Raw genomic sequence first — 22959 nt, 5'->3', positions numbered from 1 at the left:
TTCAAGCGGATTTCGGGATGAGGCGCTCAAACAGCGCCTCCAGGGTATTGAAGCGTTCTTCGGCACGTTCCATCGGCACCATGAACTTGAACAGCGTAGCCCCTTCGAACTTGTAGCGGTTGGGCTGGCCCTGGATCAGCTTGATCAGTACCAACGGGTCGACCGGCGTCTGCGCTTCGAATTCGATACGCCCACCTTGCGGCCCGGCGTCGACCTTCTTGATCCCCAACTGCTCGGCCTGCAACTTGAGCAGAGTCAGGCGCACCAGATTCTTGGTCGGTTCGGGCAGCAGGCCGAAGCGGTCGATCATCTCCACTTGCAGGTCCTTGAGGCCCTCTTCGTCGGTGGCTGAAGCGATGCGCTTGTACAGAATCAGCCGCGCGTGCACATCCGGCAGGTAGTCCTCGGGGATCAACGCCGGCAAGCGCAGGTTGATCTCCGGGCCGCCGCCCAGGGGTTGATCGAGGTTGGGCTGCTCGCCCTTGCGGATGGCTTTTACCGCGCGTTCGAGCATCTCCATATACAGGGTGAAGCCGACTGCCTGGATCTGCCCGCTCTGGCCATCGCCCAGCAGTTCGCCGGCGCCACGGATTTCCAGGTCGTTGGTGGCCAGCACAAATCCGGCGCCGAGGTCCTGGGTGTTGGCGATCGCTTCCAGGCGTTTTTCTGCATCGGACGTGATCTGTTGGCGCGGCGGCGTGAGCAGGTACGCATAGGCCTGGTGGTGACTGCGCCCGACGCGGCCGCGCAGTTGGTGCAACTGCGCCAGGCCGAACTTGTCGGCGCGCTCGATGATGATGGTGTTGGCGCTCGGCACGTCGATGCCGGTCTCGATGATGGTCGAGGCGATCAGCACGTTGAAGCGCTTGTGGTAAAAGTCGCTCATCACCTGTTCGAGTTCGCGCTCGCGCATCTGGCCGTGGCCAATGGCGATACGGGCTTCCGGCACCAGTTCGGCGAGATCGGCGGCGCATTTCTCGATGGTTTTCACATCGTTGTGCAGGTAATACACCTGGCCGCCGCGCAGCAGCTCGCGCAGCAGCGCTTCCTTGACCGTGCTTTTGTTCTGCTCCATCACGAAAGTGCGCACCGACAGGCGGCGCGCCGGTGGCGTAGCGATGATCGACAGGTCGCGCATACCCGACACCGCCATGTTCAGCGTGCGCGGAATCGGCGTAGCGGTGAGGGTAAGGATGTCGACTTCGCTGCGCAGGGCCTTGAGCTGTTCTTTCTGGCGCACGCCAAAGCGGTGTTCTTCGTCGATGATCACCAGGCCCAGGTTCTTGATCTTCACATCGTCCGACAGCAGCTTGTGAGTACCGATGACGATGTCGATCTTGCCCTCGGCCAGATCGGCGACGGCGGCATTCACTTCCTTGGCGGATTTGAAGCGGCTCATCACCTCCACGGTCACCGGCCAGTCGGCAAAGCGGTCGCGGAAGCTGTTGTAGTGCTGCTGGGCGAGCAGGGTGGTCGGCACCAGGATCGCCACCTGGCGACCGCCGTGTACCGCAATAAAGGCTGCACGCATGGCCACTTCGGTCTTGCCGAAGCCCACGTCGCCGCACACCAGGCGGTCCATCGGCTTGGGCGCGAGCATGTCGGCGCGCACCGCTTCGATGGTGGTTTGCTGGTCCGGGGTTTCTTCGAAGGCGAAGCCGGCACTGAAGGTGGCGTAATCGGCTTTGGGGTCAGCGAAGGCATAACCTTCGCGGGCAGCACGGCGGGCATAGATGTCGAGCAGTTCGGCGGCCACGTCGCGCACCTGTTCGGCGGCCTTGCGCTTGGCTTTCTGCCAGGTCTCGGAGCCCAGGCGATGCAACGGCGCCAAGGCGTCGTCGCTGCCGGTATAGCGGGCGATCAGGTGCAGGTTGGCCACCGGCACGTAGAGCTTGGCGCCCTCGGCGTATTCCATGGTGAGGAATTCGGCGGCCTGGTTGTCGATCTCCAGGGTCTGCAAGCCCAGGTAGCGGCCTACACCGTGGTCGATATGCACCACCGGCGCGCCTTCGCGCAGCTCAGTGAGGTTCTTGATGACTGCGTCATTGTTGGCGTCTGCGCGTTTTTCCCGGCGACGGCGTTGCATCACGCGCTGGCCGAACAGCGGGCTCTCGGCGATCAACGCCAGCGCTGGGTCATCCAGCAGCAACCCTTCGTCCAGCGGCGCGATGGTGATCGCCAGGCGCTCTTTGCTGGCGACGAAATCCGGCCAGCTGTCGACGGTTTTCGGTCGCAGCTTCAGGCGTTCCAACAACTCCAGCAGCACTTCGCGACGACCGGCGGATTCGGCGGTAAACAGCACGCGGCCAGGGAAGTCGCCGAGGAAGTTCGACAGCGCCTCCAGCGGTTGCGTGGCTTTGGCCTGGATCGCCAGATCGGGCAACACGCTCGCCGGGAAACGCTCGCGGCCACTGCCGGCGTCCACGTCCTGCTGGCTGGCGACTACACGCGGCCAGTTTTTCAGGCGCGCGAAGCAATCTTCAACTGGAAGGAACAGTTCAGCGGGCGGCAATAAAGGCCGGGACGGATCGACGCGGCGTTCTTCATAGCGGTTGCGCACGTCGTTCCAGAAGTTTTCCGCCGCCTGTTCGATACCCGGCAGCGAGAACACCTGGGTGTCCTGAGGCAGGTAGTCGAAGAGGGTGGAGGTCTCGTCGAAGAACAACGGCAGGTAGTACTCGATACCGGCAGGTGTAATCCCGCTGCTCAAGTCCTGGAAGATCGGGCAACGACGGAAGTCGACATCGAAGCGCTCACGAAAGCGCGCCTTGAAGCGTGTCACCGCGTCTTTTTGCAACGGGAATTCCCGCGCCGGCAGCAGCTTGATCGAGTCGACCTTGTCGATTGAGCGCTGGTTCTCCGGATCGAAGGTACGCAGGGTTTCGATTTCGTCATCAAACAGGTCGATGCGGTACGGCAACTTGCTGCCCATCGGGAACAGGTCGATCAAGGCCCCGCGCACGGCGAACTCACCGTGCTCGTACACCGTGTCGACGCAACGGTAGCCGCTGGCTTCCAGGCGCGTGCGCATCTGCTCGACGTCAAGCTTCTGGCCCACGTCCAGCACCAGGCTGCTGCCGAGCAGGAACTTGGTCGGCGCCAGGCGGTGCAGCGCCGTGGTGATCGGCACCACCAGCACGCCGTGGGCCAGTTCCGGCAAGCGGTACAGGCTGGCGATGCGCTGGGAGATGATGTCCTGGTGCGGCGAGAACAGGTCGTAGGGCAGGGTTTCCCAGTCGGGAAAATGCAGTACCGGCAAATCCGGGGCGAAGAAGCTCAGCTCCTGCTCCAACCGTTCGGCACTTTGGCTGTCGGCGGTGAGCAGCAGGGTAAAGCGCTTGGCTGCGCTGGCAGCCTCGGCAATGGCCAGGCTCAGGGCGGCACCGGGCAGGTTGCCCCAATGCTGTTTACCTGCCGCGGCAGGGAGAAGCGGTAGACGCAGAACGGGCACGGAAGGTTGAGCTCCAAGCGTTGCGACAAAGTCGGTAATTGTAACGGCCCCAGGTGCCGCCTGTCAGTTGCTGACTGTGCCTATTACGGTTTGTAGGAAATGTAGTGGCTAAGACAAACAATGGCCGGTTTTGACTCAATATGTAGTGCCAAAAAGCGCGAATGTTTAGGAGGGTTACGGACAAGTCGGCACTGTCGCTCGACTAGTGGCCTTCTGGAACCCGCGTATTTACTGGGCTGTAGCGCGGCGGTATTTTTTTGCAAGGGCTTTTTGTTGCCCCTCGCGCATTGCTCAACGGCCAGTCGGGCGACATAATGTAGCCCCTTTTTTCTGCCCCTACATGTGGAAGGTTCCCGTGACTCAGAAGCCCGACCAGTGTCTTGGTGAATGGATCGACCGTGAAGCACTCGCAGAAGCGATGATTCCGCTTATCGGCCAGCTGTACCGCAATAACAATGTGGTGAGCTCGATCTATGGCCGCAGCCTGATCAACCAGTCTGTCATCGCGATTCTCAAAGCGCACCGCTTTGCGCGCCATCGCTCTGCCGACGACAGCGAACTCTCCGTCCACGAAACATTCCCACTGCTTAAAGCCATGAGCGAGCTCAAGCTCGGCGCGGCTTCGGTAGATCTGGGCAAGTTGGCCTACAAATTCCGTAAAGAAGGCGCCGGCCGCAGTGCCGAGCAGTTCGTACGTGAAGAAATGGCCGATGTGGTTGGCCAGCAAAACGCTGCCGCCCGCAAGGGTACCGACGTGGTGCTGTACGGCTTCGGTCGTATCGGCCGCCTGCTGGCGCGCATCCTGATCGAGAAAACCGGTGGCGGCGACGGCCTGCGCCTGCGTGCCATCGTGGTGCGCAAAGGCGCCGAGAACGACCTGACCAAGCGCGCCAGCCTGCTGCGTCGCGATTCGGTACACGGCTCGTTCAACGGCACCATCACCATTGACGAAGAAAACAACACCATCACCGCCAACGGTAACCTGATCCAGGTGATCTACGCGAAGAACCCGACCGAGGTGGATTACACCCAGTACGGCATTCAGAACGCCCTGCTGGTGGACAACACCGGCGTATGGCGCGATGCCGAGGGCCTGGGCCAGCACCTGGCTTGCCCGGGTGTTGACCGCGTTGTGCTGACCGCGCCTGGCAAAGGCAAGCTCAAGAACATCGTGCACGGCATCAACCACGCTGAAATCACCGCTGACGACAAGATCGTGTCCGCCGCTTCCTGCACCACCAACGCCATCGTGCCGGTGCTCAAGGCTGTGAATGACAAGTTCGGCATCGTTAACGGCCACGTTGAAACCGTTCACTCGTACACCAACGACCAGAACCTGATCGACAACTTCCACAAGGGCGATCGCCGTGGCCGTAGCGCCGCGTTGAACATGGTGATCACCGAGACCGGTGCTGCCACCGCTGCTGCCAAGGCCCTGCCTGAGCTGGCCGGCAAGCTGACCGGTAACGCGATCCGTGTACCGACGCCGAACGTGTCGATGGCCATTCTCAACCTCAACCTTGAGAAAGCCGCCACCCGCGAAGAGATGAACGAGTACCTGCGCTACATGGCGCTGCACTCCGATCTGCATAAGCAAATCGACTTCGTCAATTCTCAGGAAGTGGTCTCCACCGACTTCGTCGGCTCGCGCCACGCCGGTGTGGTGGACGCTGAAGCGACCATCACCCAGGACAACCGTGTTGTGCTGTATGTGTGGTACGACAACGAGTTCGGCTACAGCTGCCAGGTGGTTCGCGTGATGGAAGACATGGCTGGGGTCAACCCGCCTGCGTTTCCGCGCTAAGCCTTTGCGCTGAATAAAAGCCCCGACTGGTTCGGGGCTTTTTTATGCCTGTGGGTTTTGTGGTGTCTGGGAGGGCCTTATCGCAGGCAAGCCAGCTCCCACAGTTGAAATGCATTTACCTGTGGGGGCTTGCCCGCGATGAAGATGGAACCGTCAACGCGGCCATCACTTGAGTAGCGTGTTGCGCAAACTCTCCGACAGCCCATTGGCCGCCAGCCAGATACCCAGGTAGGCCTTCGCTAATTCAGCGTCCGGGCTGCTGAACACCACCTGCCCATTAATCTCCAGATTCAACCCGCGGCCTGGACGAAAATCCAGGGTATAGCGATCGCCGCTGCGAATATCCCGAAAGCGCGCGTGCAGCTTGGCTACCTCCGGGTTCAACCCGGCATTGGCCTGCTGGCGTTCCAGGGTGACGGTGGCCGCCTTGATCACATCATCGCGGTCGATGTCGCGAAAGTAGTACAGCGCCAGGCGCACCGCCTTCTGCCGGTCCCAGGCCTGCTTTGCCGGCAGGTCAGCGGGTGCATACAGCGCCGCCGCATACACATCCGCCCAGAGATAGTTGAATACCGCCTGGTTTTTCAAGGCCAGCCCCTCGACCTGTGCCGGGAAGCTCGCCTGCTTGAGCCGCTGCGCATCGTTGGCGTGCGCGCTGATCGACAGCATCAGCATTAAACAAAAAAATAGTTGTCGCATAATGGCTCATCCTGAATTCGGCGCTGATGTGCGTCCTGTAGTATGGCAACACTGGCCTACGACGCGACCAAGGGTTAATGTTCGCGGCGCTCGGCCTTCTATAGACTGTGCCCCGGTTCACACACTTGAGCCAAATTGTCCTTCATGACCGCTGGCCGCGGCATGATTTAGCCCGGCGTCCAACCGTACGCCTGGCCTGTTCTGAGGAGTACGCATGGCTGTCTACAACTATGACGTGGTGGTACTGGGTTCCGGCCCGGCTGGAGAAGGTGCGGCGATGAACGCTGCCAAAGCAGGGCGCAAGGTGGCGATGGTCGATAGCCGTCGCCAGGTCGGCGGTAACTGCACCCACCTGGGTACCATCCCGTCCAAGGCGTTGCGTCACTCCGTGCGCCAGATCATGCAGTTCAACACCAACCCGATGTTCCGGGCCATTGGCGAGCCGCGCTGGTTCTCGTTCCCGGACGTGTTGAAAAGCGCCGAAAAAGTCATCTCCAAGCAAGTCGCTTCGCGCACCGGCTACTACGCCCGTAACCGCGTCGACCTGTTTTTCGGCACCGGCAGCTTCGCTGACGAGCAAACCGTCGAAGTGGTCTGCGCCAATGGCGTGGTCGAGAAGCTGGTGGCCAAGCACATCATCATCGCCACCGGTTCGCGCCCGTATCGCCCGGCGGACATCGATTTTCACCACCCGCGTATCTACGATAGCGACACCATCCTGAGCCTGGGCCACACCCCACGCAAACTGATTATCTACGGTGCCGGCGTGATCGGCTGCGAATACGCCTCGATCTTCAGTGGCCTGGGTGTACTGGTGGAGCTGGTGGACAACCGTGACCAGTTGCTCAGCTTCCTCGACTCGGAAATCTCCCAGGCGTTGAGCTACCACTTCAGCAACAACAACATCACCGTACGCCACAACGAAGAGTACGAGCGGGTCGAAGGCCTGGACAACGGGGTGATCCTGCACCTCAAATCCGGCAAGAAGATCAAGGCCGACGCCTTGCTGTGGTGTAACGGCCGTACCGGCAACACCGACAAGCTGGGCATGGAAAATATCGGGGTCAAGGTCAACAGCCGTGGCCAGATCGAGGTGGACGAGAACTACCGCACCTGCGTGCCGAACATCTACGGCGCCGGTGACGTGATCGGCTGGCCAAGCCTGGCGAGCGCCGCCCATGACCAGGGCCGTTCGGCCGCCGGCAGCATTGTCGACAACGGCAGCTGGCGCTATGTGAATGACGTGCCGACCGGGATCTACACGATTCCCGAGATCAGCTCGATCGGCAAGAACGAACACGAACTGACCAAGGCCAAGGTGCCTTACGAAGTGGGCAAGGCGTTCTTCAAGAGCATGGCGCGTGCGCAGATTGCCGGTGAGCCGCAAGGCATGCTGAAAATCCTGTTCCACCGCGAGACCCTGGAAGTGCTCGGCGTGCATTGCTTCGGCTACCAGGCCTCGGAGATCGTGCACATCGGTCAGGCGATCATGAACCAGCCGGGTGAGCAAAATACCCTCAAGTATTTCGTCAACACCACCTTCAACTACCCGACCATGGCCGAAGCCTATCGGGTAGCGGCCTACGACGGCCTCAACCGGCTTTTTTGAGCGGCTCCGGCCGGTGGCCTGAGCCGGCCGGGGAGACCGATTTCAGTAATTCCCGAGGGTGGCAGTGGCCAAACCGGGAAAGTCTGTAATCAGGCTATCTACGCCGAAGTCGGCGAGCCTGCGCATCAGCGCAGGTTCGTTGACCGTCCACACGGATACATGCAAACCCTGGCGCTGGGCTTTTTGCAGGCGCTCGGGGGTGCATAACGTCCAGTTCAATGCCAGGTATTCACAGCCGTAGTTCTGCGCGACCTTCAACGGGTCGAGCCAGGCGTATTCGGCCACCAGCCCGCGTGACAGGTCCGGGGTGAGTTCTACCGCGGCTTTCAACACCTCCCGAGAGCTTGAGGTCACGGTGACCTTATCCATCAGGCCAAAGCGCACGGCCATTTCACGAATGGCCAGCACGGTGGTTGCGGCGCGGGTGCGCGAAGCGCTTTTGACTTCCAGTTGCCAGTGATCGAAGTCGCACTTTTCGAACAGCTCCTCCAAGCGTGGGATCGGGCACGGGCTGACCCAACCCGGGCCGCCTTTGCGCGCGTCCATCTTGACCAAATCAGCCGCCGAGTACTCGACGACCTTGCCGCGCCGGTCGGCGGTGCGCTTGAGGGTCGGGTCATGGATGACCATCAGCTCGCCGTCCATGGACAGGTGCAGGTCCAGCTCGCAACGACGGACGCCGTGCTTGAGACATTCCTGAAAACTGGTCAGGGTATTTTCCGGTGCTTCGCCTTTGGCACCGCGATGGCCGTAGATCAGGGTCACAGTTGCTCCTTTGCGCCAGGATCGCTGGCGGAATGAATAGGTATTCAGAGGTCGTCGCTTTGTTCTCGCGCCAGGCGGCGTTCCTGCGCCTGCTTTTGCAGGATGTAGCGCGCCAGCAGTTGGCGTTGGGCATCGGTCATGGATTCGAATTCCGTACCGACATCAAAGCCGTCGCCCTTGGGATCACAATGGGTCACCCGCGCGCGTAATAACAGGCCAAGCGCCTGGGGCATCAGCACCAGCTTGACCGCCAACTGTGTGTCGGGAGCCAGCGGGGCAGGGTGCTGGAAGTCGATGCCGCCTTCGGAGAGGATCACCGGCTGTGGCGCGCCCACTTCAGCCAGCAGGCCGCGGGCCATGACCTGGCTGAGCAAATCCAGGCGCTTGTTTTGCACTTTGAGGAAGGCCGCCAGGCTGCGGTCTTTCTCGCTGATCTGGCGCAGCAGGTGCTGGGCTTCGAATTCGCTCAGGTGCAATTCGCTGAGCAGATTGAACAGCGGCGAATCATCCAGCAACACTTCCTTGCTCGCCGCGTCGGGGCCAGACAATGTGCTGATTTGAAGTGCGATCATGTCGTCGATACGGTAGTATTCGCGGCGCTCTTCTTCATCTAATGTCGACATGGCGAACCCCAGGTTACGGTAATGGTCTGAGTGTAAAGCTGCTTACCAGACCCCGCCACCGGGACGTCTTCTTTTCCTCCGAACAAGCCCCGACATGTTCAGACCTCTCTTCGTATTTATCGGCACGCGTTATACCCGTGCAAAGCGTCGCAATCATTTTGTGTCGTTCATTTCCTTGACCTCGATGATCGGTCTCGCCCTGGGCGTGGTTGTGATGATCGTGGTGCTGTCGGTGATGAACGGCTTCGATCATGAGATGCGTACCCGCGTGCTGGGCATGGTGCCCCACGCGACCATCGAGGGCGATGCGCCCATCAACGACTGGCAAAGCCTGGCCGCCAAGGTCAAGCAGAACCCCAAGGTGGTGGCCGTCGCGCCGTTTACCCAGATGCAGGGGTTGCTGACCAACGACGGCAAGGTGCAGAAGATCCTGCTCAATGCCATCGACCCGGCCCAGGAGCGCAACGTCTCGATCATCGACAAGTTCATGCTGCAAGGTAAGCTCGACGACCTGGCGCCCGGCAGTTTCGGCATCGTTATCGGTGACAAGGCCGCCGCCAAGCTCGGCGTGGGCGTCGGCGACAAGCTGACCTTCGTCGCCCCGGAAGTCACCGTGACCCCGGCCGGCATGTTCCCGCGCATGAAGCGCTTTACCGTAGTGGGTACCTTCCACGTCGGCGCCGGCGAGATCGACGGTTACATCGGCCTGACCAACCTCACCGACCTGGCCCGCCTGCATCGCTGGCAGCCAGACCAGGTGCAGGGCCTGCGCCTGAAGTTCAACGACCTGTTCGACGCCCCGCGCGGCGCCTGGGAAATTGCCCAGCACCTGGGGGAGACCGAGTACTACGCCCGCGACTGGACTCGCACCCACGGCAACCTGTACCAGGCCATCCGTATGGAAAAAGCCATGATCGGCCTGCTGTTGCTGCTGATCGTCGCCGTGGCGGCCTTCAACATCATCTCCACGCTGGTGATGGTGGTGAACGACAAGAAGGGCGATATCGCCATCCTGCGTACCCTGGGCGCCACGCCGGGGCAGATCATGGCGATCTTCATGGTGCAGGGCACCGTGATCGGCGTGGTCGGCACCCTGATCGGTACTGCGGTGGGCATTCTGGCCGCGTTGAACGTCAGCGCCGCCATTGCCCTGCTTGAAAAAGTGATCGGCCACAAGTTTCTCAACGCCGACGTCTATTTCATCGATTACTTGCCGTCCCAGGTGCAAACCCAGGACGTGCTGATGGTGGGCGGCGCCGCGTTGGTCCTGAGCTTCCTTGCCACCCTGTATCCAGCCTGGCGCGCGGCACGTACCCAGCCAGCACAGGCATTACGTTATGAGTGAATCGGGCATGAGTGAAAAAGCAATCCTGAGCTGCCGCAACCTGGGCAAATCCTACGAGGAAGGCCCGGAGTCGGTGGTGGTGCTGTCCAACCTGCAGCTTGAACTGCATCCGGGCGAACGCGTGGCGATCGTCGGCAGTTCCGGTTCCGGCAAAAGTACCTTGCTGAACCTGTTGGGCGGCCTTGATACGCCGTCCCAGGGCAGCGTCTGGCTGGCCGGCGAAGAACTGTCGGCGTTGAATGAAAAGGCCCGTGGCCAACTGCGTAACCGTTCGTTGGGCTTTGTGTACCAGTTCCACCACCTGCTGCCGGAATTCACCGCCCTGGAAAACGTGTGCATGCCGCTGTTGATCGGCAAGACCGCGATTCCCGAAGCGCGCCAACGGGCCACGGCCTTGCTGGAGCGTGTGGGCCTCGGCCATCGCCTGGAGCACAAGCCGGCCGAACTGTCCGGTGGTGAGCGCCAGCGTGTGGCGATCGCCCGTGCTCTGGTGAACAACCCTGGCCTGGTGATGCTCGACGAGCCGACCGGCAACCTCGACTCCCACACCGCCCAGGGCATCAAGGACTTGATGCTGGAGCTGAGCACCCAGATGCGCACCGCGTTCCTGGTGGTGACCCATGACATGAGCATGGCCCGGCAGATGGACCGCGTACTGCATTTGCAGGAAGGTCATCTGGTCGCTATCTGACCTGTTGCAAGCCCGGTTTTTTGAGGCCGGGCTTTTTCATTTTTCCAACGGTGCCCGCGAATGTTCAGACCGTTATCGATTTTCATCGGCACGCGCTATACCCGCGCCAAGCGCCGTAACCGTTTTGTCTCGTTTATCTCGATGACCTCGATGATCGGCCTCGCCCTGGGCGTATTGGCCATGATCGTGGTGCTATCGGTGATGAACGGCTTTCAGCGTGAAATGAGCTCGCGCATTCTCGGCATGGTGCCCCACGCCACCATCGTTGGCGTAAAGCCCATTGATGACTGGCAACCGGTGGCGGCCGCTGCGATGAAGAATCCGCAAGTCACCGCTGCGGTACCGTTCACACAGATGGACGGCATGTTCTCCTACAAGGGCGCCATGCAGCCGATCGAGATCAGCGGCGTCGACCCGGCCCAGGAAGGCAAGGTGTCGATCGTGACCCAGCATATCGTGCGCGGCAAACTCGATGACCTTAAACCCGGCGAGTTCGGTGTGGTGATCGGCGATATCACAGCGCGGCGCTTTCGCCTGAATGTGGGCGACAAGCTGACCCTGATCGTCCCGGAACTGAGCAGCGCGCCGGGCGGCATCACTCCGCGTATGCAGCGGTTGAACGTGGTGGGTATTTTCAAGGTTGGCGCCGAGCTGGATGGTTCCATGGCCCTGATTCACATGGCTGACGCGGCAGAAATCCAGCATTGGCAGCCCAACCAGGTGCAAAGCGTACGCCTGGCGGTGAAGGACCTGTATGCGGCGCCCAAAGTCTCGGCGGACATCGCCGCCAGCCTGGGCGCAGCCTACAAGCCGGATGACTGGACCCACACCCAGGGCAGCCTGTTCAGCGCAATGAAAATGGAAAAGACCATGATCGGCCTGCTGTTGCTGATGATCGTCGCCGTGGCGGCGTTCAATATCATCGCCACCTTGATCATGGTGGTGAACGACAAGGGCGCGGACATCGCGATCCTGCGTACCATCGGTGCCACGCCTCGGCAGATCATGGCGATCTTCATGGTGCAGGGCACGGTGATCGGCGTGGTCGGCACCTTGATCGGCGGCGTGCTGGGGGTGATTGCGGCGCTGAACGTAAGCGAGCTGGTGGGCTGGCTGGAGCGGGTGAGCGGGCAGCATATCTTCAGTTCGGATGTGTACTTTGTCAGCAACCTGCCGTCGGAGCTGCAAGGTGGGGATGTGTTGCTGATTTGCTCGGCGGGGTTTGTGTTGAGCTTCTTGGCGACGATTTACCCAGCGTATCGGGCGGCGAAGATTGAGCCGGCGCATGCGCTCAGGTATTCGTAACCTTTAGGACCGCTATCGCAGGCAAGCCAGCTCCCACATTGTGACTGTATTCACAGCTCAAATTGTGGGAGCTGGCTTGCCTGCGATAGGGCTGGCCCAGCTTGCATCAATCTCCCTTGGGCAACTCAATCACAAACCTTGTCCAGCCCGCCTGCGACTCACAATAAATCTTCCCGCCGTGCGCCCGCACAATCGACTGGGTAATCGCCAACCCCAGCCCCGCATGTTCACTGCTGCCTGCCCGCCTTGACGGGTCGGCTCGGTAAAACCGATCAAACAGTCGCGGCAATAACTGCGCAGGAATACCTTCCCCGGTGTTCTCAACCGTCAGTGTCACGCCAGGCTCTATCCGCACCCGCACTTCGCCGCCCGGGGGGGTAAACCGCAGCGCGTTGTCCAGCAGGTTCGACAAAGCCCGGCGCAACATGCCGCGATCGCCCATCGTAGGGGCGCTGCCTTCGCGTACCAGCGTGACCTGCGCGTCCTCCGCCAGCAGGGTAAAAAACTCCAACAGTGCGTCGACCTCATCGCCCAGATCCAGCGCTTCACGGCTGGGCATCAGCAGGCCGTGGTCGGCTTTGGCCAGGTACAGCATGTCGTTGACCAGCTGCGCCATCCATTGCAACTCTTCCAGGTTACTGTGCAGCGCCTCGCGGTAGTCCTCCAGCGGGCGCGGCTGGGTGAGGATGACCTGGGTCTGGGTCAGCAGGTTGGAGAGCGGCGTGCGCAGTTCGTGGGCGATATCGGCAGAGAACGCCGACAGGCGCTGGAACGCGTCGTCCAGGCGCCCCAGCATGGCATTGAAGGCTTGGGCCAGTTCCGCCAGCTCCACCGGCATTTGCGCCTGGGGCAGGCGTTGCGTCAGGGAGTGTGCGGATACGCTGGCAGCCACTTCGCCCATGCGCCGCAACGGCCGCAGCCCACTGCGCGCCGCCCAGGCGCCCAGCAGGGCGGTCGCCAGGGCCGAGAGGCCGACGGTCAGCCAGATCAAGTGCTGCATACGTTGCAGGAAGTGCTGGTGATGGGTGATGTCGAGGATCAGGCTCAGTTGCGGCGAACCGGGTTGCCCGGGCGTCAACGGCGCGTTGTACACACGGTAGTCGGTGCCTGCATTTTGCAGGCTGTGCAGGCCCGGTGCTGCGGGCACGCTGAGGTGTGGCGCGCCGTCTATCCAGCGCTGGTCGGCGGCGGTGATGCGCAAGGTAAAGTCAGGCTGGTGGTCGAGTTCGGCGCGCAGTTGCGGGCTTCGCAGGGCAAAGGCTTCCCGTGAGTCGACACCCTGCAAGGCGCTGCGCAGGGCCACCAGCTTGCTGTCGAGCAGTTGCTGGTCCAGTTCGATGAAGTGCGCTTCGCTGGCGCGGTTGAACAATACGCCGGCGATCAACGAGACCACGGCGGTGCAGGCGGCAAACAGCAGTGCCAGGCGGCTGGTCAGGGACAGGCGCTTGATCACGTGAACCGCTCCTCCAGCACATAACCCATGCCGCGCACGGTGTGGATCAGCTTGTTGGAGAAGTTGTCGTCGACTTTCAGGCGCAGGCGACGGATCGCCACTTCGATGATGTTGGTGTCGCTGTCGAAATTCATATCCCACACCTGGGACGCGATCAGGGTCTTGGGCAGCACTTCGCCCTGGCGGCGCAGCAGCAGTTCCAGCAGGGCGAACTCCTTGGCGGTGAGGTCGATGCGCTGGCCGTCGCGCTCGACGCGGCGCCGGATCAGGTCCAGGCGCAGGTCGGCCAATTGCAGGGTGGTTTCCTGCGGGGTGCTGCTGCCACGGCGCAACAAGGTGCGCACCCGGGCCAGCAGTTCGGAAAAGGCGAAGGGCTTGACCAGGTAATCGTCGGCGCCCAGTTCCAGGCCATGTACGCGGTCTTCCACCGCATCGCGAGCGGTGAGGAACAGCACCGGCATGTCCAGGCCGGCACTGCGCACCGCCTGCAGGATCTGCCAGCCGTCGCGGCCCGGAAGCATCACATCGAGGATCAACAAGTCATAATCCCCGCTCAGCGCCAGGTGCTGGCCGGTCGTGCCGTCGGCCACCAGTTCGGTGGTAAAGCCAGCCTCGGCCAAGCCTTGACGCAGATAGTGGCCGGTTTTGGGTTGGTCTTCGACGATCAGCAGTTTCATGTTGAGCTCTTAATTGGTGGGGTGTAGGAGCGAGCTTGCTCGCGAAAAACGCAAACGATAACGCGGGCTGTCTGGCTTAACGTGTTGTGCTTGAGCCCTTCGCGAGCAAGCTCGCTCCTACAAAAAGCATTGGGCGTTATACCGTGCTCGCCAGGGTATGGGTGCAAGCTGACAAAGTTGTAATCTAGCAGTCAGCTGGCTGGCAGCGAGGCTATCTTAAAGTGCGGCCCAAGCGGGTCACCTATTTTTGGAGCGTGAGAAATGGCGTTGCGTACATCCCTGTTAACGGCGGGCAGCTTATTGGCGCTGAGCTTCAATGCGCTGGCGGATGCGGCTCATGGTTACGCGTTCGGCCAGCCGGCTCCGGCAGCCAAGGCCACGCGTACCGTGGAAGTCACCCTGCAAGACATTGCCTTCGAGCCCAAGAGCCTGGACGTAAAGGCCGGTGAAACCGTGCGCTTTGTGCTGGTCAACAAAGGCCGCTTGCTCCACGAGTTCAACCTGGGCGACGCGGCAATGCATGCCGCTCACCAGAAAGAGATGCTGCAGATGCAAGCCAGCGGCATGCTCACCGCCACCGGCATGGGCAAGATGGACCACAGCGCCATGGGCCACGGCGATATGGGCGGCATGAAGCATGACGATCCCAACAGTGTGTTGGTGGAACCGGGCAAGACGGCCGAACTGACCTGGACCTTCACCAAGGCCACGGGCCTGGAGTTTGCCTGCAACCTTCCCGGCCATTACCAGGCGGGCATGGTCGGTAAACTGACCGTTGAGTGAGGCGTATGTTAAGGGGGCGGGCAAAGGCTGGTAGACTGGCGCGGTTTATTTAGCCAGGTTTCCGCCATGCATCCCGCAGCCGAACATTCGCCGCTGGGCAAGTCCAGTGAATACATCTCTACCTATACGCCTTCGTTGCTGTTCCCGATCCCGCGTGCCGCCAAGTGGGCCGAACTGGGCCTGAGCGCCGACACCCTGCCGTACAAGGGCGTGGATTTCTGGAACTGCTTCGAATTGTCCTGGTTGTTGCCCTCGGGCAAGCCGGTGGTAGCCATCGGTGAGTTCAGCATTCCGGCCGACTCGCCGAACATCATCGAGTCCAAGTCGTTCAAGCTGTACCTCAACTCGCTGAACCAGACGGCGTTTGTCGATACACAAAGTTTGGAAGCTACCTTGCAAACCGACCTCAGTGCTGCTGCCGGCAAGCCGGTGGCCGTACGTATTCGCAGCCTGGCTGACATCGAGGCCGAAGGCGTGATGGCGCTGCCGGGCGTGTGCATTGATGAGCTGGATATCAATGTCAGCAGCTACGAACACCCACGCCCTGAACTGCTGCGTTGCGATGACTCGCGCGTGGTGGAGGAGAGCGTGCACAGCCACCTGCTCAAATCCAACTGCCCGGTGACCAGCCAGCCTGACTGGGGCAGCGTGGTGGTGGAATACCGTGGTGCGGCGTTGGATCACGCCAGCCTGCTGGAATATATCGTCAGCTTTCGCCAGCACTCGGACTTTCATGAGCAGTGTGTGGAGCGGATCTTCCTGGACTTGCAGCGTTTGCTCAAGCCGGAGAAGTTGACCGTGTATGCGCGCTATGTGCGTCGGGGTGGGTTGGATATCAACCCTTACCGCAGCACCGAGAATACCCAGTTCCTGAACGTGCGCCTGGCGCGTCAGTAAGCCGTCATACAAAAAACTGTGGGAGCTGGCTTGCCTGCGATTGCGATCTTTCAGTCATTCATCAAGTGACTGATACACCGCTATCGCAGGCAAGCCAGCTCCCACATTTGGTTGTGTGTTTGGTTTGGGATTGGGTTAGATGCCGATATTGCCCAGGGTGATCATGATATTGCGCAATGTCCCTGAAATGACCGGGTGCTCAGCGTCGAACTCTATGGCCGCTTGATTCACATCGTCGGAGATGCTCGGCGTCTGAGTGGCCGGCTCCAATTCAAGTTGCACTTCGAACTTGGCAATCAATTCCTCCAACGCTTCACGTTTTTCAGGTGACAGCGGTGGCTCCTGTTCCAACTGCCCACGCAGGATCTCGACCTGTTCTTCCAGCTTTTTGCGATCAGGCATGACGTTCTTTCCTTTTATCGATAGTCACTGGCATAGACCGCGGCACGCCGTGAAAGGTCTACGGGCTGACCTGTAGATTAATCCACTGCGGCCAACTGTGCATGATCTCGATCAGGGCTTCTCGCCCTTGAGCTGGCGCAGGCGGATGTCTGCCAGGCAGGTGCCGAGTTCGCCAAGGTGATCGATCACCGAGTGCACGCCCAGGCCATAGAGCGCCACCGTGGCCTTGCCGCGCTTGTGTTCGCGTTGCTGCTCGGTCAGCGCCTGCCATTGCTCGGGTGCCAGACCGCACAGCGAGCCGCAGGAGGCCAGGCCGATGGTCCACAAACCGGCATTCAAGCCCGATTGCAGCAGGCGCGGCTCGCCGCTGACCAGCACGCAGCCTTCCAGGCGTTGGATATTCAACTCCATCAAGGCTTGCCAGCAAGCGTGAGGGGCTGGCCAGCGGATGGAGGAGGGCGAGGTAGCCTTGAGCCAGCCGGGCAAGCCCGCGGACAGCGGGGTGGTCACCGCTGGGGGCAACTCGTCCAGCCAGGCGCAGGGCACACCTTGCTCCTTCAGGCTGCGCAGAACTTTCAGGGCCCCGGGCGTGGCCTGGGCGTCGGGGGAGGGCGAGTCGCCGCGGGCCTGGGAACCGAAATCCACCAGGCAGCCACTCAGGCCAAATAACACGGCAGTCAGCGAGGGGGCGGTGGCGACGGCAATCTCGGCGTGTGGCATCTGAACGTCCCTGAAATAGCAACCACGCTATCGGCGCGCCATGACAAGGGCATGACACTGTCGCTATTTGTAGGAAATTTGTTCATTTTAAGTAAGTCGTTTCGTTGTGGCTGCCTAAACCAACACTTCCGTCATATACTGACGGCCTTATTCAGGGCATAGCGCCCATGACAGACCATTCAAGGAGCAAAAGCTATGCGCTGGAGCCAATACTTCGCTCAGCTGTCGGTGTGTGCCACCATCCTGTTGGCACCGTTCGCCGCTCAGGCCGCGTCGGAAGATGATCCATGGGAAAGCGTCAACCGCCCGATCTTTACCTTCAACGACACCGTTGATACCTACGCCCTCAAGCCACTTGTCCAGGGCTATCAGTTCGTCACCCCACAATTTGTGCAGGACGGCGTTCACAACTTCTTCCGCAACATCGGCGATGTCGGCAACCTGGCCAACAACGTGCTGCAACTCAAGCCTCATAATGCCGGTGTCGACACCGCTCGCCTGTTGGTCAACACCACCTTCGGCGTGCTGGGCTTTATCGATGTAGGCACCAAAATGGGGCTGCAACGCAGCGACGAAGACTTCGGCCAGACCCTCGGCTACTGGGGCGTCGGCAGCGGTCCCTACGTGATGATCCCATTGCTGGGCCCAAGCACCTTGCGTGATGCGCCGTCCAAGTACGTCGACAGCTACACCCTGCCGTACCGCTACATGAACGACATCGGCTGGCGTAACAGCACCTTCGGCCTCAACGTCGTTGACGTGCGCGCCAGCCTGCTCGACAGCGAGAAGCTGATCAGCGGCGACAAGTACACCTTTATTCGTAACGCCTACCTGCAGAACCGTGAGTTCAAGGTCAAGGATGGCAAGGTTGTCGACGACTTTTAAGCCGTAACTTCCTGAAATAAACCAAGGCGACCTTCTGAAGGTCGCCTTTTTTATGCGTGCTCCAACCTTACTTTGTGTTGTGGTCCAAGCCGTTCTTATAACTCCCGGTGATTTGCAGGGTAAAGACGCCCGGCGACCATCGCCATGAGCTTGAAACCCCTCACGGATGGGAGTACCGTCTGCGCCTTAGAAGGGCACCTCTGCTTTACCGTTGTGCATGGGCCAAATCCCAATGCTTTGTAGGACAGAGAGGCTAGAAAGCGAATCCAGTACGTGAGCCCGGCCATTGCCGAGCCGCCTACGCCAACCTAATTCTGGCGCCGTTTGCCCACATGCAAAAAACCAGTGCCACGCTGCTGATAATCGATGACGACGAAGTAGTGCGCGCGAGCCTCGCGGCCTACTTGGAAGACAGTGGCTTCAGCGTCCTGCAGGCCAGTAATGGCCAACAGGGTCTCCAGGTATTCGAGCGCGACAAGCCCGACCTTGTGATCTGCGACCTGCGCATGCCCCAGATGGGCGGACTGGAGCTGATTCGCCAGGTGACCGACCTTGCCCCGCAAACGCCGGTGATTGTCGTGTCCGGTGCCGGGGTCATGAACGACGCCGTCGAAGCCCTGCGCCTGGGCGCTGCCGATTACCTGATCAAGCCCCTGGAAGACCTGGCTGTGCTGGAGCACTCGGTGCGCCGCGCCTTGGACCGTGCACGCCTGCTCCTGGAAAACCAGCGCTACCGCGAAAAGCTCGAAACCGCCAACCGCGAACTCGAAGCCAGCCTGAACCTGCTCCAGGAAGACCAGAACGCCGGTCGCCAGGTGCAGATGAACATGCTGCCGGTCAGCCCTTGGACGATTGACGAGTTCAACTTTGCCCACCAGATCATCCCGTCGTTGTACCTGTCGGGTGATTTTGTCGACTATTTCCGTGTGGACGAGCGCCGTGTGGCGTTCTACCTGGCCGACGTGTCCGGCCATGGCGCGTCTTCAGCTTTTGTGACCGTGTTGTTGAAGTTCATGACCACACGGCTGTTGTTTGAGTCCAAGCGCAATGGCACCTTGCCGGAGTTCACCCCCTCCGAGGTGCTGGGCCACATCAACCGAGGCCTGATCAGCTGCAAGCTGGGCAAGCACGTGACGATGGTCGGCGGCGTGATCGACGAAGAAACCGGTCTTTTGACCTACAGCATTGGCGGTCACCTGCCGATGCCTGTTTTGTACACTCCTGAAAGTGTGCGTTACCTGGAAGGGCGTGGCCTGCCCGTAGGCTTGTTTAACGAAGCCACCTACGAAGACCACATCCTGGAACTGCCGCCGACTTTCAGCCTGACGCTGATGTCCGACGGCATCCTGGACCTTTTGCCAGAGCCTACACTCAAAGAGAAAGAAGCCGCCTTGCCCCAAAAGGTCAAGTCGGCGGGCGGCAGCCTGGATGGCCTGCGGCAGGTTTTTGGATTGGCCACGCTAGGGGAGATGCCGGATGATATCGCCCTATTGGTGTTGAGCAGGAATCTTTGATGAGTACCGGAAGAATCCAATTCGCCGAGCAAGACGGGACCTTCGTCCTGAAATTTGTCGGTGAAGTGCGCCTGACCTTGTGTTCGGCCCTGGATGCGACGATTGAGCGGATCTTCACCGCGCTGAACTTCTCGGCGATCGTGATCGACCTGACCGAAACGCGCAGCATCGATAGCACCACCCTGGGCCTGTTGGCCAAGTTGTCCATTCTGTCGCGGCAGAAGGTCGGCCTGTTGCCGACCGTGGTCACCACCCACGAAGACATCACCCGTCTGTTGCAGTCCATGGGTTTTGACCAGGTGTTCAACATCGTTGACCGCCCCATCCCGTGCCCGGAATGCCTCACCGACCTGCCGTCCCAGGACCAGTCCGAAGAGATCGTACGGGTCAAGGTGCTGGAAGCGCACAAGATCCTCATGGGCCTCAACGAGTCCAACCGCGAAGCCTTCCACGACCTGGTCAACGCCCTCGAGCGGCACTGACGGCCTCCCTGCTCAAACACACACAGTCCAATGTGGGAGCTGGCTTGCCTGCGATTGCGCACTGTCAGTCGATGAAGTGTTGGCTGGCCCACCGCTATCGCAGGCAAGCCAGCTCCCACACTGGACGGCGGTGACACCGACGCACAAAAAAGGGCGACACCCTCACAGGTGCCGCCCTTTTTGCCGCTATCTGCCTTTACAGCTTGGCCGACAACAACGCCTCCAGCTTCTCCTGGTCCCGAGCAAACTGACGAATCCCCTCCGCCAGCTTCTCAGTCGCCATCGCGTCCTCGTTGGATTCCCAGCGGAACTGCGCTTCAGTCATATGCACCCGCGCCTCACCGGCATGGCCTGGCGCCAACTTGCGCTCCAGCTTGCCTTCATCCGCCGCCAGCTTCTCCAGCAGGTCCGGGCTGATAGTCAGGCGATCACACCCGGCCAGCTCTTCGATCTGGCTGAGGTTACGGAAGCTCGCACCCATCACCACCGTCTTGTAGCCGTTAGCCTTGTAGTAGTTGTAGATGCGCGTCACCGACTGCACGCCCGGGTCATCGGAACCGGTGTAGTCGGTGCCGTTGGCCTTCTTGTACCAATCGTAGATACGGCCCACGAACGGCGAAATCAGAAACACACCCGCTTCCGCACAGGCAACGGCCTGGGCGAAGGAGAACAGCAGCGTCAGGTTGGTCTGGATGCCTTCTTTTTCCAGCTTCTCGGCGGCACGGATGCCTTCCCAGGTGGAGGCGATCTTGATCAGCACGCGATCGCGGCTAACCCCGGCGTTGTCGTACAGGTCGATCAGACGGTGCGCACGCTTGAGAATAGCGGCCTCGTCGAACGACAGGCGCGCATCCACCTCAGTGGAAATACGGCCCGGCACTACCTTGAGGATCTCCTGGCCTACTGCCACCGCAAAACGGTCACTGGCCAGGCCCACATCGCCGTTGCAATCCTGCACACACTCATCCAGCAGCTTGGCATAGCCAGGAATCGACGCAGCCTTGAGCAGCAGGGAAGGGTTGGTGGTGGCGTCTTGTGGCTTAAGCTTGGCGAGGGTGGAAAAATCGCCGGTATCGGCTACGACGGTGGTGAATTGCTTGAGTTGTTCCAGCTTGGAAGTCATGGGCGTGCTCTGTCCTGTGGGTCTGATGACATTACCCGAGCGCTGGCAGGCGCTCAAGGGCGCAAATGCGATAGGTCGTTTGCGCGGGCAACAACCTGAAAACGGCCGTTTGAATTACCGGCAGTGGTGCTCAATTGGAGGGCAAAATCGCGGCTAGGTTCAACCGGATTCCACCCGTCCTGCGCCACCGGTTTCAAGCCAATTGATAGAGGCAATATCAATGTTTTGAAGTTGTGAAAAGTTTATTTTCCAGCTCTTTAGTTGTTGCTGTTTTTACTTGTGCTATACCTGACTGGCAAGCGCTAACTTGGTCCGATAAAAACTCTGATGACATAACTGTCCGCGGCGAAGTGTGTGCGTCTGTGCATTGAAATCTGCTGGTTCGTTAGTTTGAAAGCAAAGGAGAGATGTAATGAAACGGAATATATCAACACTATTCGCCGCCCTCGGTTTTATTTGTTCAACAACGGTATTTGCCGATGTGACGGTACAGCAGGCCCTCAGCGCCGGTTGTTACGATACCCAGGAAATGCGTGGCATCATTGACACTGCCAAGGCAGGTAAACCCATGGGGAGCCGCACCCTGGAAAAGGAAAACGAACTGACCTCATCCTACGGCGGCAAGATCACCGATACCCGAGTGACTGCGCCTGCCACCTGGGTGTACCGCGCGTATGAGAGCGCGGACACCAACAATTGGCACGTCCAGAAACTCAAGGCCGGGGTGATCTACTCCAAGGCGCAGAACGACCTGGATAAATACCTAAGGGACGGTGGCACACCCGAAAAGTACTGGGCCATCGATGGGCCTGACCTACACGCGCTGGGTTTTAACGGTGCCACCTACACGACAATGCGACTGCTCGCCTTACAGTCCAGCGACACCCCGAAAAGTCAGTTCGTGAGTTTTGCACTGGACTACGCCACCACCGGAACCTTTGGAGATGCCGTGTATGCACTGCAAGTAAACCCGAACTCACCCATTCTGGGGTTGGTTAACTGCAAAACCCCAGGCGGTGAAGTTCAATTTCAAATACTCGGCGGCACCACATTCAACACGCTTTACCGAAAAGTCAGGACCGATAAAGATTGGAAAAGGTATAACCGCGACACCGACCAATGGGTAACTGTGCCCAAAGGAACAGTGCCGGAAAACTAAGCAACAGTGCAGCAAGGGCCGGCAGCACCTGCCGCGCCCTTGCAATCACCGCTGAATATGTGGGAGCTGGCTTGCCTGCCATAACGCCGGTACACCCAATGAGTACTTACCTGACACTCACCAGGCAAAAATGTGGGAGCTGGCTTGCCTGCGATAACGCCGGTACACCCAATGAGTACTTACCTGACACTCACCAGGCAAAAATGTGGGAGCTGGCTTGCCTGCGATAACGCCGGTACACCCAATGAGTACTTACCTGACACTCACCAGGCAAAAATGTGGGAGCTGGCTTGCCTGCGATAACGCCGGTACACCCAATGAGTACTTACCTGACACTCACCAGGCAAAAATGTGGGAGCTGGCTTGCCTGCGATAACGCCGGTACACCCAATGAGTACTTACCTGACACTCACCAGGCAAAAATGTGGGAGCTGGCTTGCCTGCGATAACGCCGGTACACCCAATGAGCACTTACCTGACACTCACCAGGCAAAAATGTGGGAGCTGGCTTGCCTGCGATAACGCCGGTACACCCAATGAGTACTTACCTGACACTCACCAGGCAAAAATGT

At 60.1% G+C, this 22959-nt stretch carries 20 protein-coding genes; 11 read left to right on the top strand and 9 right to left on the bottom strand.

The genetic code is table 11. From position 1 onward, the window contains the following. Position 1: 1 nt before the first annotated feature. Positions 2-3451: a transcription-repair coupling factor gene (gene mfd, locus TX23_RS26305; RefSeq protein ID WP_057704688.1), complete on the bottom strand. Its 3450-nt coding sequence runs from the start codon at positions 3449-3451 to the stop codon at positions 2-4. 340 nt (positions 3452-3791) lie between these two features. On the opposite strand from mfd, the gene TX23_RS26300 reads away from it, so the two are divergent. Then, positions 3792-5255: a glyceraldehyde-3-phosphate dehydrogenase gene (locus tag TX23_RS26300; RefSeq protein WP_057704687.1), complete on the top strand. Its 1464-nt coding sequence runs from the start codon at positions 3792-3794 to the stop codon at positions 5253-5255. 165 nt (positions 5256-5420) lie between these two features. On the opposite strand, the gene TX23_RS26295 is transcribed toward TX23_RS26300, so the two are convergent. Then, the gene (locus tag TX23_RS26295) at positions 5421-5954 is read right to left on the bottom strand and encodes a chalcone isomerase family protein (protein WP_057704686.1); all 534 of its coding nucleotides are present in this window, start codon (positions 5952-5954) and stop codon (positions 5421-5423) included. A 214-nt stretch (positions 5955-6168) separates the two neighbouring features. On the opposite strand from TX23_RS26295, the gene sthA reads away from it, so the two are divergent. After that, positions 6169-7563, top strand: a complete 1395-nt coding sequence (gene sthA, locus TX23_RS26290; RefSeq protein ID WP_003189670.1) for a Si-specific NAD(P)(+) transhydrogenase — start codon at positions 6169-6171, stop codon at positions 7561-7563. A gap of 42 nt (positions 7564-7605) precedes the next feature. On the opposite strand, the gene TX23_RS26285 is transcribed toward sthA, so the two are convergent. Both TX23_RS26285 and TX23_RS26280 read right to left on the bottom strand, forming a co-directional pair. Continuing rightward, a complete protein-coding gene (locus TX23_RS26285; protein ID WP_057704685.1) occupies positions 7606-8328 on the bottom strand; it encodes a glycerophosphodiester phosphodiesterase in 723 nt (240 codons plus the stop codon). Between the two features lie 44 nt (positions 8329-8372). Further along, entirely contained in the window at positions 8373-8951 is a 579-nt protein-coding gene (locus TX23_RS26280; protein ID WP_057704684.1) for a PilZ domain-containing protein, read from the bottom strand. A gap of 94 nt (positions 8952-9045) precedes the next feature. On the opposite strand from TX23_RS26280, the gene TX23_RS26275 reads away from it, so the two are divergent. The 3 genes from TX23_RS26275 to TX23_RS26265 are packed head-to-tail and all read left to right on the top strand — an operon-like array spanning position 9046 to position 12292. Next, positions 9046-10296, top strand: a complete 1251-nt coding sequence (locus TX23_RS26275; RefSeq protein ID WP_057704683.1) for a lipoprotein-releasing ABC transporter permease subunit — start codon at positions 9046-9048, stop codon at positions 10294-10296. A gap of 7 nt (positions 10297-10303) precedes the next feature. Continuing rightward, the gene (gene lolD, locus TX23_RS26270; RefSeq protein WP_019818240.1) at positions 10304-10987 is read left to right on the top strand and encodes a lipoprotein-releasing ABC transporter ATP-binding protein LolD; all 684 of its coding nucleotides are present in this window, start codon (positions 10304-10306) and stop codon (positions 10985-10987) included. Between the two features lie 60 nt (positions 10988-11047). Beyond that, positions 11048-12292, top strand: a complete 1245-nt coding sequence (locus TX23_RS26265; protein ID WP_057704682.1) for a lipoprotein-releasing ABC transporter permease subunit — start codon at positions 11048-11050, stop codon at positions 12290-12292. A gap of 106 nt (positions 12293-12398) precedes the next feature. On the opposite strand, the gene TX23_RS26260 is transcribed toward TX23_RS26265, so the two are convergent. Both TX23_RS26260 and TX23_RS26255 read right to left on the bottom strand, forming a co-directional pair. Next, positions 12399-13745, bottom strand: coding sequence for a heavy metal sensor histidine kinase (locus TX23_RS26260; RefSeq protein ID WP_057704681.1), 1347 nt, complete (start codon positions 13743-13745; stop codon positions 12399-12401). After that, positions 13742-14422: a heavy metal response regulator transcription factor gene (locus TX23_RS26255; RefSeq protein ID WP_057704680.1), complete on the bottom strand. Its 681-nt coding sequence runs from the start codon at positions 14420-14422 to the stop codon at positions 13742-13744. Before TX23_RS26255 ends, TX23_RS26260 begins: the two co-directional genes overlap by 4 nt. 261 nt (positions 14423-14683) lie before the next feature. Here TX23_RS26255 and copI point away from each other — a divergent pair, with 261 nt between their 5' ends. Both copI and queF read left to right on the top strand, forming a co-directional pair. Further along, positions 14684-15205 (top strand): copper-resistant cuproprotein CopI, encoded by a 522-nt coding sequence (copI, locus tag TX23_RS26250; protein WP_057704679.1) that lies wholly within the window; start codon positions 14684-14686, stop codon positions 15203-15205. 66 nt (positions 15206-15271) lie between these two features. After that, positions 15272-16102 carry an NADPH-dependent 7-cyano-7-deazaguanine reductase QueF gene (queF, locus tag TX23_RS26245; RefSeq protein ID WP_057704678.1) on the top strand — a complete coding sequence of 277 codons (831 nt, stop codon included), beginning with the start codon at positions 15272-15274 and terminating at the stop codon, positions 16100-16102. A gap of 135 nt (positions 16103-16237) precedes the next feature. Here the strand turns inward: queF and TX23_RS26240 are convergent, their stop codons facing one another. Then, the gene (locus TX23_RS26240; RefSeq protein ID WP_043047481.1) at positions 16238-16504 is read right to left on the bottom strand and encodes a DUF4404 family protein; all 267 of its coding nucleotides are present in this window, start codon (positions 16502-16504) and stop codon (positions 16238-16240) included. A 111-nt stretch (positions 16505-16615) separates the two neighbouring features. After that, positions 16616-17224, bottom strand: coding sequence for a hypothetical protein (locus TX23_RS26235; RefSeq protein WP_057704677.1), 609 nt, complete (start codon positions 17222-17224; stop codon positions 16616-16618). A 195-nt stretch (positions 17225-17419) separates the two neighbouring features. Here TX23_RS26235 and TX23_RS26230 point away from each other — a divergent pair, with 195 nt between their 5' ends. The 3 genes from TX23_RS26230 to rssC all read left to right on the top strand — a co-directional run bounded on the left by TX23_RS26230 (position 17420) and on the right by rssC (position 20105). Then, complete coding sequence (locus tag TX23_RS26230; protein ID WP_057704676.1) at positions 17420-18109, top strand: MlaA family lipoprotein; 690 nt, start codon at positions 17420-17422, stop codon at positions 18107-18109. A 332-nt stretch (positions 18110-18441) separates the two neighbouring features. After that, positions 18442-19623 carry a two-component system response regulator RssB gene (gene rssB / locus TX23_RS26225; RefSeq protein WP_057704675.1) on the top strand — a complete coding sequence of 394 codons (1182 nt, stop codon included), beginning with the start codon at positions 18442-18444 and terminating at the stop codon, positions 19621-19623. Further along, complete coding sequence (rssC, locus tag TX23_RS26220; RefSeq protein WP_010212025.1) at positions 19623-20105, top strand: anti-sigma factor antagonist RssC; 483 nt, start codon at positions 19623-19625, stop codon at positions 20103-20105. Before rssB ends, rssC begins: the two co-directional genes overlap by 1 nt. Before the next feature lie 196 nt (positions 20106-20301). Here the strand turns inward: rssC and tal are convergent, their stop codons facing one another. Continuing rightward, complete coding sequence (gene tal / locus TX23_RS26215) at positions 20302-21228, bottom strand: transaldolase (protein WP_057704674.1); 927 nt, start codon at positions 21226-21228, stop codon at positions 20302-20304. A gap of 412 nt (positions 21229-21640) precedes the next feature. Here tal and TX23_RS26210 point away from each other — a divergent pair, with 412 nt between their 5' ends. After that, positions 21641-22387 (top strand): hypothetical protein, encoded by a 747-nt coding sequence (locus TX23_RS26210; RefSeq protein ID WP_034126660.1) that lies wholly within the window; start codon positions 21641-21643, stop codon positions 22385-22387. Positions 22388-22959: the final 572 nt, after the last annotated feature.

It is taken from the genome of Pseudomonas paralactis, from assembly GCF_001439735.1.
GTDB lineage: Bacteria > Pseudomonadota > Gammaproteobacteria > Pseudomonadales > Pseudomonadaceae > Aquipseudomonas > Aquipseudomonas paralactis.
The sequence above is the reverse complement of the archived record's forward strand: the minus strand, read 5'-3'. Positions and strand labels throughout refer to the sequence as shown.

Coding starts and splice junctions, on each gene's coding strand:
- TX23_RS26300 (WP_057704687.1), top strand. CDS start 3,792: ATGTGGAAGGTTCCCGTGACTCAGAAGCCCGACCAGTGTCTTGGTGAA.
- TX23_RS26295 (WP_057704686.1), bottom strand. CDS start 5,954: ATGCGACAACTATTTTTTTGTTTAATGCTGATGCTGTCGATCAGCGCG.
- sthA (WP_003189670.1), top strand. CDS start 6,169: ATGGCTGTCTACAACTATGACGTGGTGGTACTGGGTTCCGGCCCGGCT.
- TX23_RS26280 (WP_057704684.1), bottom strand. CDS start 8,951: ATGTCGACATTAGATGAAGAAGAGCGCCGCGAATACTACCGTATCGAC.
- TX23_RS26275 (WP_057704683.1), top strand. CDS start 9,046: ATGTTCAGACCTCTCTTCGTATTTATCGGCACGCGTTATACCCGTGCA.
- lolD (WP_019818240.1), top strand. CDS start 10,304: ATGAGTGAAAAAGCAATCCTGAGCTGCCGCAACCTGGGCAAATCCTAC.
- TX23_RS26265 (WP_057704682.1), top strand. CDS start 11,048: ATGTTCAGACCGTTATCGATTTTCATCGGCACGCGCTATACCCGCGCC.
- TX23_RS26255 (WP_057704680.1), bottom strand. CDS start 14,422: ATGAAACTGCTGATCGTCGAAGACCAACCCAAAACCGGCCACTATCTG.
- copI (WP_057704679.1), top strand. CDS start 14,684: ATGGCGTTGCGTACATCCCTGTTAACGGCGGGCAGCTTATTGGCGCTG.
- queF (WP_057704678.1), top strand. CDS start 15,272: ATGCATCCCGCAGCCGAACATTCGCCGCTGGGCAAGTCCAGTGAATAC.
- TX23_RS26240 (WP_043047481.1), bottom strand. CDS start 16,504: ATGCCTGATCGCAAAAAGCTGGAAGAACAGGTCGAGATCCTGCGTGGG.
- TX23_RS26235 (WP_057704677.1), bottom strand. CDS start 17,224: ATGCCACACGCCGAGATTGCCGTCGCCACCGCCCCCTCGCTGACTGCC.
- TX23_RS26230 (WP_057704676.1), top strand. CDS start 17,420: ATGCGCTGGAGCCAATACTTCGCTCAGCTGTCGGTGTGTGCCACCATC.
- rssB (WP_057704675.1), top strand. CDS start 18,442: ATGCAAAAAACCAGTGCCACGCTGCTGATAATCGATGACGACGAAGTA.
- rssC (WP_010212025.1), top strand. CDS start 19,623: ATGAGTACCGGAAGAATCCAATTCGCCGAGCAAGACGGGACCTTCGTC.
- tal (WP_057704674.1), bottom strand. CDS start 21,228: ATGACTTCCAAGCTGGAACAACTCAAGCAATTCACCACCGTCGTAGCC.
- TX23_RS26210 (WP_034126660.1), top strand. CDS start 21,641: ATGAAACGGAATATATCAACACTATTCGCCGCCCTCGGTTTTATTTGT.